Source organism: Sorangium sp. So ce131 (assembly GCF_051519095.1).
Classification (GTDB): domain Bacteria; phylum Myxococcota_A; class Polyangia; order Polyangiales; family Polyangiaceae; genus Sorangium.
The window spans coordinates 8,694,858-8,710,721 of record NZ_CP150455.1; the positions used below are offsets into that span (position 1 = coordinate 8,694,858).

Consider the following 15,864-nt stretch of genomic DNA (forward strand, 5'->3'; position numbering starts at 1 on the left):
GCCCGCGGCGTCAGGGGGCGGCGGCGCTCGCCTGCGCCTCCCCCGCCCCGGCGGCGGTGAGCCGCGACGCCACGCGCGACGCGAGCCGCTCGGCGATGTCGCGCAGCGCCGCGCCCATCGCCGCGGCCATGTTCTCGGGATCCGCCGGGTCCCCTCGGACCTCGACGTCCACCGTCATGCTCCGGGCGTCCAGCACGGAGCGGTCGTCCTGCACGGCGTAGTGCAGCGTGATCCGCGCCGCGCGGCCGTCCTTCCGGTGCACCTCGTCGAAGGCGAGGAGCTCGACGTCGAGCGACGGTCCGGCGCCGGACACGGCCTGCACGAGCGGCCGCTCCTCGAAGAGCGCCTGCGCGAGCGCCCGGCGGACGTACTCCTCCGGCTCCTCGGTCCACCGTCGATCCTCGTACATCGCGACCTCGACGTCGGAGGAGCGGTACACGATGCGATTGCGCAGGTGGGAGCTCGACGAGATGCGGCCGAGCCGGAGGCGCGGCCCGTCCGTGCTCCCGCGCTCCGCCGCGCCTGCCGCCTGCTCCCATTTCGGGGCGAAGTAGCGGATCGGCATCGGATCGGCCTTGGAGGTGAGCGCGCAGCCCGGGAACAAGAAGAGCAGCGCGAGCGGTAACGTCTTGACGGGGTTCACGGTGCCTCCTTCACGGTACGGCCCTTGAGCAGCATGTCGGGCTCCCTGTCCAGCGACTCGAGCAGATCGCGCACGGCGCCGATCGCCTCGCGGAAGTCGCGCAGCGTCTCGTCGAGCTCGCGCGTCGTGCCGTGGGCGCTGCGACCGACCTCGCCGAACGCGTCCGTCGCCCGCGTCGCGCTCGCGACGAGCCCGCTGTCCCCGTCGAAGCGCCGGAGCACCGCGTCGAGCCGCGACACCGCGGCATCCATCTTGACGAGGGTGCCCGCCGCCTTCTCGGGGAGCTGCGCCTGATTCATCCGCTTCAAGCTGCTGCTGAGCTCTGCCACCACGCCGTTCACGCCCTCCAGCGTGACGACCGCCTTCTCGGTCACGTTCTCCTCTTGCAGGTGCTGGAGCATCGAGTCGACGCGATCCAGGGCCGACGCGATCCGCGCCGCCATGATGGGGAGGCTGTCCGCGGCCCGCATGAGGCTGTCCTCGAGGCTCTTCATGAGCGACGGCGCGGCAGGGATGTAGTTCGACGGCGGCGGGAAAGGCAGCTCGGGCAGCGGGGTCGTCTCGGGATCGAAGAGGTCGAGCGCGAGGAACTTCAGGCCGGTGATGCCCTGGGACTGGAGCTGCGTCCGGAGCTCGGGCGGCACCGAGAACCGGATGGGCCCCGCCTCGCCGGACGGCGCCTCCGTGAGCCCGAGCCGCCGGATGCTCTCGAAGTCGAGCTCCGCGGCGACCTGCACGTGCCGCCGATCAGGGGCGATTTCAATCGTGGCGACGGTCCCGATGGTCACGCCGCGGTACTTCACCGGGGAGCCGGGATCCAGCCCCTGAACGGACTCGTTGAAGTACGTGTAATAGGCGAGCGTCCGCCGCTCCACCTGGTTGGCCCCGAAGGCGACCGCGGTGGCGAAGGCGGCGGCGAGCCCGAGGAGGACGAAGAGACCGATCTTGAAGTAGTTCGTGGAGGAGAACATCAGGCGGCCTCGGCGGTGCGATTGAAGAAGTGATGGATGCGCGGATCATCGCTGTTCCGCAGCTCGGAGGGGCGGCCGCGCGCGATGATGCTCCTCGTCTCCTTGTCGAGCATGATGCACTGATCGACGATCGCGAAGATGCTCTCTAGCTCGTGGGTCACCACGACCACGGTGAGGCCGACGACGCGCTTCAGCGTGAGGATGAGCTCATCGAGCCCGGCGGACATCACCGGATCGAGCCCGGCGGACGGCTCGTCGAGGAAGAGCAGCTCGGGCTCGAGCGCCATCGCGCGCGCGATGGCGGCGCGCTTCTTCATGCCGCCGGAGAGCTCCGAAGGGAGCTTGTCGGCCGCGCCCTCCAGGCCGACGAGGCGCAGCTTGGCGCGCGCCATGGCGTGCACCACGTCCGGCGGCAGCCTGGTCCACTCGCGCAGGGGCAGCGCCACGTTCTCCACCACCGTCATCGAGCCGAACAGCGCGCCGTGCTGGAACATGACGCCGAACGGCGGGCGGCCCTCGCCGAGGCTCGGCGCCCCGATCCCGTCGATGTGGATGCTCCCCGCGAGCGGCCGCTCCAGCCCGGTGAGGAAGCGCAGCAGCGTCGACTTGCCGCACCCGCTCCCGCCGAGGATCGCGAACACGTCGCCGCGCTCGACGCGGAAGGACGCGTTCTCCAGGAGCCGCCTGTCGCCCCAGCCGACGGTGAGGTCGACGACATCGATCATGGGGGTGCTCATACGTTGAACGTCCTGAAGACGACGGTGAAGAAGGTGTCGATGAGGACGATGCAGAAGAGCGAGGAGACGACGGTCGACGTGGCGCGGCGCCCGACGCCCTCGGCGCCGCCCGAGGTCGCGAACCCTTGCTGGCAGGCGATGAGCGCGATGGTCATCGCGAACGCCGCGCTCTTGATGAGGCCGGTCCCGACGTCGAGCGGCTTGACGGCGATCAGGGTCTCGTTGAGGTAGGCCTGCGGGCTGACGCCGAGCGAGGTCGACGCCACGAGCGTCCCGCCCGCGATGCCCACGATGTCCGCGAGCAGGGTCAGCACCGGGACGACGAGCAAGAGCGCCAGCGCGCGCGGCAGGACGAGGTAGCTGACCGGGCCGAGGCCCATGGTCCGCAGCGCGTCGATCTCCTCGGAGACCTTCATCGTGCCGAGCTCCGCGGCGATGGCGGCGCCGGAGCGGCCGCAGACGATGATCGCGGTCATGAGCGGCGCGAGCTCGCGCGTGACCGAGATGCCGACCAGGTCGGCGACATAGATGTTGGCGCCGTACGCCGCGAGCTGCTTCGCGGCCTGGAACGCCATGACGAAGCCGACGAGGGAGTTGATGAGCAGGGCGATCGGCAGCGCGTCGACGCCGGTCTTCTCGACGAACGGGAGCGTGTCGCGCCAGTTCGCCGTACTCGGCCGGCGCGCGACGTTGACCGTGGCGGCGACCATCTGCCCGAGGAACTCGACGACGAGCCTGGCCTCGTCGAGCACCGCGACGGTCGCCCGCCCCACCTGGGTGACGAGCCCTTCCGCCTTCCTCCGCGCCCTCCGCGCGACCCGCTCGTTCCCGCCGTACAGCTCGATGAGGGCCGCGAGGCGCTCGTTCGCCCCGGTGAGCTCGAGGCGCGCGCCCCGCTCCGCGAGCACGGCGCGGAGGTGCAGCAGCATCGACAGGACGCCGCCGTCCATGACGCTGACGTGCGTGAGGTCGAACGTCACGGCGCCATCGTGGATGTCGGCGACCGCCGCGGACAGCTCGCGCCACAGCGCGTCGGCGTCCCGCATGCGCAGCTCGCCGCGGAGCGGGATCAGCCGCCGCGCCGACGAGCCCTGGCCAGGGATCAAGGCGACTCGGGACGCAACAAGCTCAGCGGACGCCATAGGAGCTCACGGCGGCCAACTCAGCAGCCGCCGTGCCGAGCTCGATCGAGGGGAGAAGCCCTCCTGGCCGGCGCCGGCGCGAGACGTTCTGACGCAGCTGTGGCGTTTGGACACGGGGCGTGTGCAGGGCCGCTGGGGCCTCGGGCACGCTCCCGGCGCGTTGCCGGCTCAGGTTCGGCGGCTCAGGCTCGGGCTCAGAGCGGCCGCGACTTCGCCGCCGCCTCGAGCCACGCCGCGCACGCGGCGTCGTCGGCGGGCGGCTGCTCGCCCTTCAACAGATACCACGCCTCGCGGTGCGACGCGCGGCCCCCGGGCTCGACGCGCTGCAGCGGCCCGAGCGACTCCACCTCGAGCATGTGCTCGTTCGTGAAGGTCTCGAAGTTGCTCCCCATGTCCGGGTAACTGGCGCCCTCGACGAACGGGAACCGCTTCAGGAACACGTTCCCGTGGTTCGCGTACGCGGCGTACCCCTGGCTCACGAGCGTGCCCACCTTCTGCGGGCCCTTCCCGGCGACCTGCCGCAGGCGGATGACGCGCTTGCCCCAGGTCCACCGCGGATCGCTCATGTCGCTGTAGGGCCAGAGCACGAGCGGCCGCGCGGGGAGCACGCGCTCCGGGTGCGGGAAGAACGGCGCTTGCGGGAACAGGCACTCCCCGCCGCCCGCCATCACCGTGAGCGCCCAGGGCGCGAACTCGACCGCATAGGCGCCGTGGTTCTCGATCGCATGATCGAGGACGAACCTGCCCGCCGCCGCGTCCGGCGTGACGCGGACCTCCTTCTGCATCCCGTACTTGTCCGGCGCGGACCGGAACACGTGCGCGCCGTTCTCCTCCCGGTGCTCCACCGGGTCGTTGTCGGGCTGCAAGGTCCTCTTCTCGTCCTCCGGGCCGATCCAGAGCCGGTGGCCGCCATAGAACCGGTACTTGGTCCCGCCGGTCGCGCCCAGGTCTTCGGAGATCTCGGAGAGCTCGTTCGGCCCACCGATGACGCCGTACCGGATGATCCGCGGGCCGATATCGAGCGTGACGACGAGCTCCGTCTCGCCGCAGACGAGGCGCGCGGCGCGCTTCCAACCACCGTAGGGGATGATCTCCATGAGGAACGCCTCGTACCCAGAACCGGCGCGGGGTTCAACCCCGACCGCCGGGCCCCCAGGGTCCCCTGACAATCGGGTCTGGGCCTACTCGCCGTCGAGCGCCGGCCTCGAGTGCATCTGCTCCGCTCCGCTCTGCACGGACTGCCCGCCTGCGCGCCTCGCGCCGCGACCACGCGCGCCGTGGCCGCGCCGCGCGCTCACGGCCGGCTGCCGGCGAAGCGCTCCGGAGGGGCGAAGTCGGCCGGGAGGCCGCCGAGCCCGAACGCGACGGCGCGTTGCCAGTAGCGGTCGCCGAGATCGAGCGCGAAGTCCTGCAGCGACGGCAGCACGTGCGCGCGGCTCGATGCGGCGGCGAGCGCGCGGACCAGCGGGACGGCGAGGCGCGCGCTGGTCCGCGGCAGGCCGAGCTGCTCGGCGAGCTCTTCGCCCAGCACGGTGCGGGCGACGCCCGCGAACAGCGCCGCGCGCTGCTCGGCGCGCCGGCGCTCGCGCGCATTGGGGGCGCTCCTGGCCGCGTGGGTCAAGAGCGCGTCCACGAGCGCGCGCGAGTCCGCGTCGGGCGCGCCCTGGGTGGCGAAGATCATCTCGGCGAGGCGCCTCGCCTCGGCGTAGGACCCGGGGATGAGCTCCCCCTCGACGCCGATGACATGGGCGACGTAACGCCAGAGATGGATCAGATCCTCGCGTTGCTCCGGCGAGACGTGGTACCCGAGCTTGTCCAGGCCGTCGAGCAGCGCGACCGAGAAGAGCAGCGCGGTCGCGATCATGTCGTGCTGGTTGACCGGCTCGCCCCAGAGGGCCGTCTGCCAGCGGCCGCTCGCGTGGGCCAGGCGCCGCACCTGGGCGTGCATGACGCGCACCTTCACGGTGATCGCGAAGCCCTCGCCGGAGCGGCGCATGCCGCCCGCCTGGCTGACCGCGTGGACGAACCGCCCCGTCTCGGCGAGGCGGCGCCCGGCCTGCTCGCGGAGCCGCCCCGAGAGGGCGAGCGGCTTGTTCCCGGCGGGCGAGGCGTACCCGAGGATGAGCGACTGCATGGCGAGGAGCATCCCGCCGATCACGCCCGTGCGGAGGAACGTCGTCCCGCCGCGGTTCACCGCCTCCCAGTCCACCCAGACGGGCACGTGATCGACCGCCGCGAAGAGCGCGCGCAGCTCGGGCAGCGCGTCGGGCACGGCCTCGATCCCGCGGGCGAGCGCGGCCTCGAGCAGGCGAAAGCCCTGGCCCGAGGGCATGGTCGCGAACGACGCGACGACGGCGTCGGCGAGCGGATCGACGCGGAGGAGGAAGGGCGCGAGGCGATCGAGCTGGTCGCCGAAGCGACGGCGGGCTCCCGGGCCATCCTGGAAGCGAGACGGGGTCATCGCGTTCTTCATGCGGTGGTCGGCTTGGCTTGGCACAGCGCCGCCATTCCGCAAAGCCGGGCCGCTCGTTCGTGGCCGGCAGACCCAGCCGCGGGCGCCCGAGGCGTTAAGGGAGCTTACCGGCGGGGCCGCCGTGCGTGGCGGCGCACCGCGCGAGGCAGACCTTGAGCCCCTCGCGGAGGCTGCGCATCGGGGTCAGCTCCTCGAACGAGATGCCCAGCGCGACGAGCGTCTCCGCGACGTGGCCGCCCAGCCCCGTGATGATGCAGCGCGCGCCGAGCAGCCGCACCGCCTGGCCCAGCTTGACGAGGTGCTGGGCGGTCATCGTGTCGACGACCCGCACGCCGGTGAGGTCGAGGATCACCCACGCGACGTCGCTGTCCTCCGCCACGCGCGCGAGGAGCCGCTCGGTCACCTCGACGGCCCGCATCGAGTCGAGCAGGCCGACGAGCGGGAGCGTGAGGATGCCTTGCCAGATGTCGATGATCGGCACCGAGAGCTCCCGGATCGCGAGCTCCTGGCGCTGGATCGTCCGGAGCTGGCCCTCGAGCTCCCCCTTGGAGGCGGCGAGCGCGTCGAGCGCCCGCGCGTTCTGGTGCAAGGTCGCGGACAGCTGGGAGAGGAACACGCGCAGCGCCACCTCGAGCTTGCCAAAGGCGTCCTGTTCGGCGGTCTCGAGCTGCCGCAGGGCGAGATCGATGTCTCCCGTGGACGCGAGCGCGACGGCGCTGATCACGCGCTGCATCCGGAGCTCGTCGACAGAGACCATGTCCTCGGGTGTGTGCATGGAGTCCTGTGCGCGGAGCGGCGCGTGTGCGCCGCGATTCCCCCGGTTTTCGCGCTGCGGGCTGGCGAGATGCACACCTGCCGTCGCGTCGGATCGATCAATAACCCATTTCTCAGCCCGGCTGGAAGGAAACCGGTCCGGCTGCCGGCAAGGTGTAAGCCGGCCTGCCGTGCCTCCGGGTCGACTGCTGAGCTCGTGGCAACCGACGTCGCGCCCGCTCGGCAGCGCCGCTCAGCGCGGGCGCTCTTCCATCATGGCGCACTCCTTCGACGCCCTGTCGAAGAACGCGCACAGCTCGTCGTGCCGCGCGCGCGCGTCGGCGCGGCCGATCTCGATGAGCCGCCCCGCGAACTCCCCGTCGAACAGCAGGTACGAGAGGAAATCGGCCTCGCGCTGCTCGTCCCCCTCGGCGAGGCGCCGCATCACCCGGCCGAGCACGCTCGACGTCCGCGCGCGGAACGCCGGGGACCGCACGAACTCCGCCGCCAGCCCGCCGATGTCCTTGGAAGCGCGGATGAGCAGCGATCGGAGCGGCCGGAGCGCGCGCCCGGGCGGCAGCCCCAGCGCGTCGTTCAGCTCGGTGATGAAGCCCTCGCCGTAGCGGCGCGTCCCCGCCTCGAGGATGCCGTTGATGCTCTCGAGGCGCGCGAGGTCGTTGTCGATCCGGTCGAGCATCAGCGCGTTCAGCGTCTTCCCGAGCAGGAAGAGCGGCCCCGGGAAGCCCGGCGCCTCCCGCTCGGCCGCGGCCGAGGCGGGCTCGATGTACCGCGGGTTGACGACGATCACGCCGTCGGCCCCGAGGCGCCGCGCCGGGGACAGCGGGACGTTCTGGCGCAGCCCGCCGTCGCAGTAGAGCTCGCCGTCGATGTTCACCGGGCGGAACAGGATCGGCACGGCGGACGACGCGAGCGCGTGCTGGGCGCGCAGCGCGGTGGCGCGCGGGGTGATCGTCGGGTCGTGGCTCCAGGGCGGCAGGCCGGGCTCGCCGCGGTGGACGAAGACGACGGTGCGGCCGCTCTTCACGAGGGTGGTCGACACCGTCACCGCCGAGAGGAGCCCGCGGGCGAGGTGGCCGTCGATGCGGTCGAACGGCACGGCGTCCGCGATCTGCCGCTCGAGGCCCGCCGTGTCGAGCAGCGCGGTGTGCCGGCCGCTCGACGGCTGGCTCGAGGCGCCGCGCAAGAGGTCCTGCCCGACCGCGAGCACGCCGCGCACGTCGAGCCGCACGAGGTCGTCGATGCGCAGGCGCGTCCACACCGCGGCGAGCCGGCGGGCGCGGATCCGCGACTCGTCCGCGAACGCGGCGAGCCCGCAGACGTTGATGGCCCCGACCGAGGTGCCGCACAGGATGTCGAACGGGACGTCGCGGCCGAGGTCGCGGGAGACCTCCTCGAGGATGTGCTGCACGACGCCGACCTCGTAGGCGCCGCGCGCCGCGCCGCCGGCGAGCACCAGCGCGATCTTGGGGGCGCGTCCGTTCCGGGCCGAAGCGGGCGAAGGGTTGGCCATGGTTGCAAAGTACCATGGTCCGCGTGGTCACAGCGGGGTGAAGCGCTCGGTCCGGGCCTCCGCGCCTGCGCGCGGGCCTCGTGCTACATCCGCCGTGCGCAGGCGCGGAGGCGCCCGATGACGGCAATCTACCTGGTCCTCGCCTACCTCCTCGGAGCGATCCCGACAGGCTACCTCTTTGCGCGGTTCGTCAGGGGGGTCGATATTCGCACGATCGGCTCCGGGAACATCGGCGCGACGAACGTCCTGCGCGCCTTCGGCTGGAGGCCGGGCCTCGCGGTGATGGCGGTGGACATGGCGAAGGGCGCGCTCGTGGCCGGGCCGCTCGCGGCGTGGCTCGGCGTCGCGCCGGGCGGGTGGCTCGCGGCGGCGGGCGGCCTCGCCGCCGTGCTGGGCCACGACTACACGGTGTTCCTGGCGATGCGGGGCGGCAAGGGCGTCGCGACGTCCGCGGGTGTGCTGCTGGTCCTGGCGCCGCGGTCGACGCTGGCCACGCTGGCCCTCTTCGCGGTCGTCGTGCGGGCGACGCGCATGGTCTCCGCGGGCTCGCTCGCCGGCGCGCTCGGCTTGCCGCTCTTCCTCTGGCTGCTCGGCGAGCGGCAGGCGCCGGTCCTCTGCCTCGCGCTCCTGCTCGCCGCGTTCGTCTGGCTGAAGCACATCCCGAACATCCGGCGGATACTCGCGGGGACCGAGGGCAAGATCTCGTTCGGAAGGCGCCCCGACGAGGCCGCGGGCGCCGCCGGGCGAGAGGAGGACACCGGCGAGCGGCGCTGACGCCCTCGGCCCACCTCGGCCGCCTCGGGCGCAGCGCTCACTTGGTGAGCGTCTTCGTGTAAAGCACGACGCCGCGCTTGTCGATGAACTCGAAGAGCAGCGTCCTGCGCTCGAACTGCAGGTAGGCGAAGCCCTCGGTGTCGTCGTTGAAGAAGAGCTGCCGCGGGTCGTTCGGGACCAGGGCGGACGACGCGCGCGTCTTCGATCCGGCGCCGCTGATCGCGAAATAGGTGCGGGGGCAGCGCTCGTCGCGCCCCCTGTCGATGAGCTCGAGGTTGTGGTCGTGGCCGGCCATGTACATGTCGGCCCCGCAGTAGATCTCCCGCTGCATCTCGAACATCCCGGCCATCCCGAGCAGCTGGTTGTCGAAGAAGTGATCTCCCGACGTGAAGCGGGGGTGATGGCCGAAGACGATCTTCCACGTGGCGTTCGAGGCGGCGACGCGCGCGCTCATGTCGTCCTCCTGGTCGTCGGACGTGAAGTCGACGGTGTCGATCCCGAAGAGGTGGACGTCGCCGATGCGCACGTCGTAATACGAAGCGGGCATGTGCCATTTATCGCTCGCCCGCATGCCCGGCCGGTCGCCCACGGGCAGCCGCGAGTAGTCGATCTGCGCCTGCCGCACGCCGCTGCTGGTGGGCCCGTGGTCGTGGTTGCCGAGCACGGCATAGAACGGCAGGCCGTTCAGGCCCGCCCTGTCGTACGGCTGCTCGAACTTCGGACCCCACTGCGCGTCGGTGGTGCCGTCCACGCCGTGGTCGTAGAAGTTGTCGCCGTTCATCATCACGGCGTGACAGCCCCCGACCTCGAGGCACTTCTCGCTCATCCGATCGGCGACCTGGTTCTGCGCGAGGTTGCCCTCGCCGGTGTCGCCCACGGCGATGATCCTGACCACGCGGAGATCCGCGCCGGCGATGCCGCCCGCACCGGGGACGCCGAGCGCGCCCGCGCCGGCGCTCCCCATCCAAGCGCCGCCCACCCCCGCGCCCGCCGCCCCTGACCCGGCGCTGCCGGCGACCTCCGCCAGCGCTGCGCCCCCCTCGCCGTCGCCCACGGCGCTCCCGCTGCCCGTCGCCCCGCTCGGCGCGACGCCGCTGCCGCCGCCCGCGTTGCTCGCGTCGGTCACGCCGCCGCCGGCTCCGGCGTGGGGCCCGTCGCCGGGGCTCGTCGCGCTGTCCGCTCCGCCGCAACCCAGGAAGGAGGCGACGGGCGCCCCCGCGAGGAGAAGGAGCGCAGCAAAGGACTTCGGGGCGCGGGAGAGGAGGTGTTCTGCATGCTTCATCGGGCGCGCATCCTATCGGAGGTTCGCCTCTGATCATCCACCTTGTCGTTCACCGCTCCTCGTGCCCGAGCGAACGTCCACATCAGAAGAGCGGCACCCGAGCGAACGCGAGCATCGACGCTCGGACGTGCCGCGCGACGGCTCCGTGAGCGCCTCCGCGCCGCGCGCGCTCGCCGCGCGGCCGGGCATGAACGTGGATAGCCGGCGCAAGACGTGGCCAGTTGAACCAACTTCCTGTCTCATCATGTAGACCTCTGCGCGCCTCGGCCACTGCCACTCTCCACACGAGCGCCGCGCGACGCAACCGAGGCTTCCCGTCGAGGCGACGTCCGTCCAGGGGCCCTGTCCCCCGACCCGACGCGGCACACCGGACGCCCTCCGCGCTGCTGGCCAGCCTGCGCGCCTCGCCTCTCCGCGGTTCCCCGCGGTGCGGGATCCGCCCCGGCGGCTCGCCGTGGCGGGACCTCTGTCGCTTCTCGCTTGACAGGCGCGCCGGCTTCGCATATCGAAATTGAACATCACTTTCAATATCAACAGCGGCGCCTCGTTCGCGCCGGAGAAAGCCGAGGAGAGCCGACCCATGTCCCCTGCCCCCCGCCCATCCCGATGCGCCGCGGCCGCCGCTTTGCCCTGGACCGACGCGCCCATGCAGGAGGGAACGCCGTGAGCCTGCGCCCCCCTGTCTCGCTGGATCACCCCCTGCGGCCGGAGCTCGAGCGCCGCGAGCGCGCGCGGCTCGCGTGCGACGAGCGCGCCGAGGAAGAGCGCTGGCCGCCGCCGCCGCACGATCCTCGCGAGCGCGACCTCGCGCTCTCGGTCGCCGGCTGGGAGGTGCGCCTCTTCGGCGGGCGCAAGTTCGAGTACTTCGTCGCGCGCGGCTTCTGGCACCTGCAGCTCTGGCACCCGGCGGCGCGCGCCTCCGTGCTGACGCCCTCGCGGCTCACGCGCGGGCTCTACGAGGCCTACCCGATCGCGAACTGGAAGGCGCAAGCGCCCGACTACGACCAGCTCGCCGCGCTCGTCGCCGGCCTGTTCGCGGCGGAGCTCCCGGAGAAGTCCGCGGTGCTCCGCCTGGAGCGCGCGCTCGTCACCGAGGTCGTCCGGGGCAGCGGCGGGGTGCTGTCGTGAGGCGCCGGCCTGAGGGCGCTCCCGCGCTCGCGCGGCCTGCCGCGCCGGCGCGCGCCCCGGCGCGCGAGGAGGCGCGATGACGCCCGCGGCCGTCCCCGGGGACGTCGTGCTCTCGCTGGTCGGGCGCGCCGCGGCGCGGTCGCGGTTCCCGGAGCTCGGGCTCTCGGATCCGTGGGCCGAGGCGATGGCGGCCACGCTCGACCTCGACCCGGCGGGCTTCGACGAGCGCGCGCTCCGGACCGAGGCCGTGCGCACCATGGCCGTCGATCGGCTCGTGCGGCGTTTCTTCGCGCGGAACCCGCGCGGCCTCGCCGTCGCGCTGAACGCCGGGCTCTGCACGCGCTTCTCGCGCGTCGACAACGGGACGCTCCGCTGGGTCGACCTCGATCCGCCGCCCGTGGCCGACTTCAAGTGCGCGCATCGCCTCAGCCAGGCGTCGGACCGCCACGCCATCGCGCGGCGCTGCTCCATCGCCTGCACCGGCTGGATGGATTGCCTCCGCGGCGCGGGCGACGTCCCCATGCTCGTCATCGCCGAGGGCGCGCTGGAGCGGCAGCCCCACGCGCTCGTCGACGCGTTCTTCACGCAGGCCTCCGCGCGCCTGCCGCGAGGCGCGGAGCTCATCGTCGATTGCGAGCCGTCACCCCCGCTGCGGACGCCGCCGGGGCAGCGCGCGTGCCTCGAGATCCCCACCCCGGACGGCTCGGTGGCGCGTTACCCGCGGCTCCGCGCAATCGACGTCGACGACGCCGACGACGCCGACGACGCCGCGGCGGCGCCCCCGCGCAGGCCGCGCGAGGTGAGCCGGGAGCCCCGCCTCCCCCGAGGCGCGGAGTCGCCGTCGGTCCTCCACCTCCGCTTCGAGTGAGCCCATGTTCCGGCGGAGACGCGACTGGCACGCACGCGCGACGGCACCCCACCACGCGACCCCACCTTCACCCATCCACCTTTTCCCAGCTCCAGCGAGATCGGCTTTCTCCACGTGCAACTCCGCGTCGTCTCCGGTTGCCTGCTCCCCGCATTTCTGCTGCCCTGATCCTGGACCGGCGGCAGTTCCCCCCCGGCGTTCAGGCGAGCGAGCATGCTGTATTGGGAGACGCGTTTTCTTCGGATCGACTGGGACGAGGAGCTCCGGTGTGTGTGCACCGCGTGGAAGGACGCCTATGCCGACGGCAACGAGTACAGGACCGCGCTGGACAAGGTGCTGGACCTGGTCACGCTGAAGAGGGCCAGCCGGCTCCTCGGCGACGGGCGCCGGATGAAGGTCATTTCCGAATCGGATCAGGAGTGGGTCGAGTCGAGCTGGATGCCCCGCTCGGCGCAGGCGGGCCTCCGTCGCTCGGCCCTGCTCCTGCCGAGGAGCGCCCTGGCGCAGCTCTCGGTCCACAGCATCCTGGCGCGGTACACGCTGTACGAGGGGCGCAGCGTCGAGGTGATCAACGCCTATTTCGACGACATGTCGAAGGCCAAGGAGTGGCTCTGCAAGCAGCCCGGCGGCGCCCCCGCGGGAGACCCTGGCGCCGCCGGCGCGCGGCGCGGGGCGCGCGAGCCAGGGCGATGACTGGACGGCAACACGAGCCGCCGACCGGCGCGCCGCGCAGGCGCGCAGAGCGGAGCGCTCAGTACACGCGGAACTGCCCGCTCAGGACCAGGAGCGAGAGGAGGTTGAGGATCCCCGGGTAATAACGAGGCTGGCCGACCGACAGCGCCTGCGCCCAGGCAGCCTCGATGTACGCCGCGCGATCCGCGTTCGTCGCCATGAGGCCGGTGACGCCGTTCATGACGATGAGCGCGCCGTCGCGAGCGTAGTCGAGGGTCCCGCCCTCGAGCAGGTACGACGTGCCGTAGGTGTAGATGCCCTTCGCCGAGAAGAACGAGAGCAGCCGGTTGGCCTCCTCCACCTGCCACGGATCGACCCCGAACCAGATGTGATCGAGCGCCATGTTCAGCGACGTGCGGTAGGCCTCGGAGTCGAACGTGTGCGAGCCGAACACCGGCTCTCCCTCGAAGGTGGCGCGCTCCGGCATGAGGCCGGTGGTCGGGTGCGCGGCGCGCTGCCAGTGCGCGCGCGCGCTGGCCGCGGCCTCGGACCAGAAGGTGTCCCCGGTGGCCTGAGCCCAGAGCTCGTAGTACGCGGGCATCTCGATCGACGGCCGGGTGACCCCCGCCGAAGCGGTGTGCGGGAAGTCGAACACGAGCTTCGTCTCGGCGTCGAAGACGTTCGTCACCTCCTCGATCACGCCCCCGTTCTGCGCTTCCTTGTACCGCATCACCTCGAGCAGCTCGAGGGCGTTCGCCTCGTAGTCGATGTCCCCGGAGTCGCTCCCCCAGCGGTTGTGGGCGAAGATCAACGCCATCGCGAGCTGCTGCTGGCCGAACGGGTCGAAGCACGGCAGAGGGCCCACCGGCGTGTCGCACGAGGACTCGAAATAGCCCGCGCCAGGCCCGGAGGTGCGCTTGAGCTCGGCCTCGGCGTACCTCCAGAGCCGGTCGTACTCCTCGCGCTTGTTGAGCTGGAGCGCGATGATCATCCCGAGCCCGATGCCCTCGCTGCGCACGTCCCAGTGGTAGATATCCAGGATGTACGCCTGGTCCTCGCCGTGCTCGTAGTAGATGGCCTCGCTGCTCGGGTCGCCGTAGAAGAGCTGCTGGAAGCGCGCGTCGATCATCGCCGCGATCTCCTCGTCGGTCTTGCCGAGGACGTCGCGGAGCGCGTTGGGGTACTCCTCGGGGCCGGCGATGGGCTGGAGCTCGTCGTAGCCAGGGCTGTCGTAGCCCAGGGAATCCACCGTGGTTCCGCACGCAGGCAATAGGAGCGCGACGCACAAACAGCCGGTGCGACGAGCTCCGTCGAGCAAGCGGAGGAGGGCGGGGCGATGCATGAACCGAAGCTTAGTCGTTTACATAACGTCGAACCCGGGTGGCAAGCACACTGTTCGGATGCCGCCGTAGGAATGTCGTAGCGCGCTGCCTGGCTGCGTCGAGCCGCCCGCTCCTCGCGAGCGCGTCGATCCGCAGGACCTCGGCCTCCAGCGCCAGCCGGCCGCGCGGGTGGGCCCGCGCATAGGCGTCCAGGCGAGACAGCGCCCCCTGGGCGTCGCCGCCCGCGAGCGCCTTGCGCGCGGCGTCAAGCGCGGCCAGCTCCGCCTTGAGCGCCGCGGCCGATCCGGCCGGCCTCGAGGCCGCCTTCGGCGCCGCGCCCCCGCTGCCGTCGTCCACCGGCGCCGCGGCCTCGGCGGGCTGCTCCTCGGCGCGCGCCTCGGGCGGCGGCGGCAGCGAGGCCCGCGCGACGGGGCCCGCCAGCACGTCGGAGAACCGGTCGAGGGCGGCCGGCGGCGGCGCGGTGTACGCGCGCCAGGCGTAGTAGCCGGCCGGGACGCCGGCGACCGCGCCCACCACCGAGAGGGCGGCGAGGAGCTTCGTCCAGCCGACCTTCGCCGCGAGCGACGTGGACGCGCTGGCCGCGGGCGCCGCGGCGACGGCCGAGGCCCCCGCCGCGGCGGCGCTGGCCGAGATGGACGCCGCTCCGGCGAGCCCCAGCGCGGCCAGCGTCTTGGCGCGCGTCTCCGGCGAAGCCGAGTAGGACGTGCCCGCGTTCAGCAGCGCACGTTCGAACTCGCTGTCGCTCTCTTCAAGCAATCGTCGCGGTTCCATTATCGCTCCACCTCGCTCGCCGACGCGCGCTCCAGCGCGCGCACACGCTCGCGAAAGTCGGCCCTGGCCCGCCGCAACCGGGAGGCAACGGTGCCTTGCGGGATCCCGAGCACAGAGGCTATCTCCACCATGCTCATCTCTTCGAACTCGTACAGCACGAACACGGTCCGCAGATCGAGCTCCATCTCGTCGAGGACCTGATCAAGCATCTGCCGCGCGCGCTTCTGGGACGTGAGCTGCTCGGGCGTCGCCGAGTCCACGACCTCCGGCGGCTCGGCCGCCGGCACCTCGCGCCGGCGCGCGGCGCTCCGCCGCGCGTGGGCGGCCACGTGGAGCGCGATCTGGAGCAGGAAGCTCTTCTCGGCGCCCGGCCGCACGTCGTCGAGCCGCCTCGCGGCGGCGATGAAGGTGCGCTGCACCGCGTCGTCGATCTCGGCGGCCGGCGTCCCCGCGTTGCGCAGCACCCGCCCGACGAAGTCGAGGTACGCGTCGACGAGCCGCCGGAGGCGCGCGTCCCGCTGCTTCGCCTTCGCGGCCGGCGTCTCGCTGTCGACCAGTCCCATGTCAGGCAACGCAGCGGGCGCCACGATCTCGAGGCCCACGCCTCCGCTCACCACGAGCGGGCGCATGACAATACCAGAGAATCATGGCTCCAATCGAACATCGTCCGGCCGAAGGCGGGACGGAGCAGGCGCCGCGGCGCCGGGTTGACGGCGCGCCCGGGGCGCGGGGTGAAGCGTCGATGCATGGTCCAATAATTCCCGATCCACCCCGGA

General features: G+C 72.2%; 16 protein-coding genes. 4 read left to right on the forward strand and 12 right to left on the reverse strand.

The features are described 5' to 3' along the window. Positions 1-10: 10 nt before the first annotated feature. The 8 genes from WMF43_RS31440 to WMF43_RS31475 all read right to left on the reverse strand — a co-directional run bounded on the left by WMF43_RS31440 (position 11) and on the right by WMF43_RS31475 (position 8,250). Positions 11-643, reverse strand: a complete 633-nt coding sequence (locus WMF43_RS31440) for a PqiC family protein (protein ID WP_437670364.1) — start codon at positions 641-643, stop codon at positions 11-13. Continuing rightward, complete coding sequence (locus WMF43_RS31445) at positions 640-1,614, reverse strand: MlaD family protein (RefSeq protein ID WP_437670366.1); 975 nt, start codon at positions 1,612-1,614, stop codon at positions 640-642. The genes WMF43_RS31440 and WMF43_RS31445 overlap by 4 nt, the downstream gene beginning before the upstream one ends. Next, positions 1,614-2,351, reverse strand: a complete 738-nt coding sequence (locus WMF43_RS31450; RefSeq protein ID WP_437670368.1) for an ABC transporter ATP-binding protein — start codon at positions 2,349-2,351, stop codon at positions 1,614-1,616. Before WMF43_RS31450 ends, WMF43_RS31445 begins: the two co-directional genes overlap by 1 nt. Beyond that, on the reverse strand, positions 2,348-3,457 hold the full coding sequence (locus WMF43_RS31455; RefSeq protein WP_437670370.1) for an ABC transporter permease: 1,110 nt from the start codon (positions 3,455-3,457) through the stop codon (positions 2,348-2,350). Before WMF43_RS31455 ends, WMF43_RS31450 begins: the two co-directional genes overlap by 4 nt. Positions 3,458-3,687: 230 nt before the next feature. After that, the gene (locus tag WMF43_RS31460; protein WP_437670372.1) at positions 3,688-4,590 is read right to left on the reverse strand and encodes a hypothetical protein; all 903 of its coding nucleotides are present in this window, start codon (positions 4,588-4,590) and stop codon (positions 3,688-3,690) included. A gap of 197 nt (positions 4,591-4,787) precedes the next feature. Beyond that, complete coding sequence (locus WMF43_RS31465) at positions 4,788-5,954, reverse strand: oxygenase MpaB family protein (RefSeq protein ID WP_437670374.1); 1,167 nt, start codon at positions 5,952-5,954, stop codon at positions 4,788-4,790. A gap of 106 nt (positions 5,955-6,060) precedes the next feature. Continuing rightward, positions 6,061-6,741, reverse strand: a complete 681-nt coding sequence (locus tag WMF43_RS31470) for an STAS domain-containing protein (RefSeq protein WP_437670375.1) — start codon at positions 6,739-6,741, stop codon at positions 6,061-6,063. Between the two features lie 231 nt (positions 6,742-6,972). Beyond that, on the reverse strand, positions 6,973-8,250 hold the full coding sequence (locus WMF43_RS31475; RefSeq protein WP_437670377.1) for a patatin-like phospholipase family protein: 1,278 nt from the start codon (positions 8,248-8,250) through the stop codon (positions 6,973-6,975). Between the two features lie 117 nt (positions 8,251-8,367). On the opposite strand from WMF43_RS31475, the gene plsY reads away from it, so the two are divergent. Next, the gene (gene plsY, locus WMF43_RS31480; RefSeq protein WP_437670379.1) at positions 8,368-9,024 is read left to right on the forward strand and encodes a glycerol-3-phosphate 1-O-acyltransferase PlsY; all 657 of its coding nucleotides are present in this window, start codon (positions 8,368-8,370) and stop codon (positions 9,022-9,024) included. A gap of 37 nt (positions 9,025-9,061) precedes the next feature. Here the strand turns inward: plsY and WMF43_RS31485 are convergent, their stop codons facing one another. Next, positions 9,062-10,306: a metallophosphoesterase gene (locus WMF43_RS31485; protein ID WP_437670381.1), complete on the reverse strand. Its 1,245-nt coding sequence runs from the start codon at positions 10,304-10,306 to the stop codon at positions 9,062-9,064. Positions 10,307-10,969: 663 nt separating this feature from the next. Here WMF43_RS31485 and WMF43_RS31490 point away from each other — a divergent pair. From WMF43_RS31490 to WMF43_RS31500, 3 genes are all read left to right on the forward strand, one after another. Further along, on the forward strand, positions 10,970-11,434 hold the full coding sequence (locus WMF43_RS31490; protein WP_437670383.1) for a hypothetical protein: 465 nt from the start codon (positions 10,970-10,972) through the stop codon (positions 11,432-11,434). 76 nt (positions 11,435-11,510) lie between these two features. Continuing rightward, positions 11,511-12,302: a class I SAM-dependent methyltransferase gene (locus WMF43_RS31495; protein ID WP_437670384.1), complete on the forward strand. Its 792-nt coding sequence runs from the start codon at positions 11,511-11,513 to the stop codon at positions 12,300-12,302. 213 nt (positions 12,303-12,515) lie between these two features. Then, complete coding sequence (locus tag WMF43_RS31500) at positions 12,516-12,995, forward strand: hypothetical protein (protein WP_437670386.1); 480 nt, start codon at positions 12,516-12,518, stop codon at positions 12,993-12,995. 58 nt (positions 12,996-13,053) lie between these two features. Here WMF43_RS31500 and WMF43_RS31505 read toward each other — a convergent pair whose 3' ends face one another. The 3 genes from WMF43_RS31505 to WMF43_RS31515 all read right to left on the reverse strand — a co-directional run bounded on the left by WMF43_RS31505 (position 13,054) and on the right by WMF43_RS31515 (position 15,717). Next, positions 13,054-14,223, reverse strand: a complete 1,170-nt coding sequence (locus tag WMF43_RS31505) for a glycosyl hydrolase family 8 (protein WP_437670388.1) — start codon at positions 14,221-14,223, stop codon at positions 13,054-13,056. Between the two features lie 103 nt (positions 14,224-14,326). Continuing rightward, on the reverse strand, positions 14,327-15,088 hold the full coding sequence (locus WMF43_RS31510; RefSeq protein ID WP_437670390.1) for a hypothetical protein: 762 nt from the start codon (positions 15,086-15,088) through the stop codon (positions 14,327-14,329). Then, positions 15,088-15,717 carry an RNA polymerase sigma factor gene (locus WMF43_RS31515; RefSeq protein WP_437670391.1) on the reverse strand — a complete coding sequence of 210 codons (630 nt, stop codon included), beginning with the start codon at positions 15,715-15,717 and terminating at the stop codon, positions 15,088-15,090. Before WMF43_RS31515 ends, WMF43_RS31510 begins: the two co-directional genes overlap by 1 nt. Positions 15,718-15,864 lie beyond the last annotated feature (147 nt).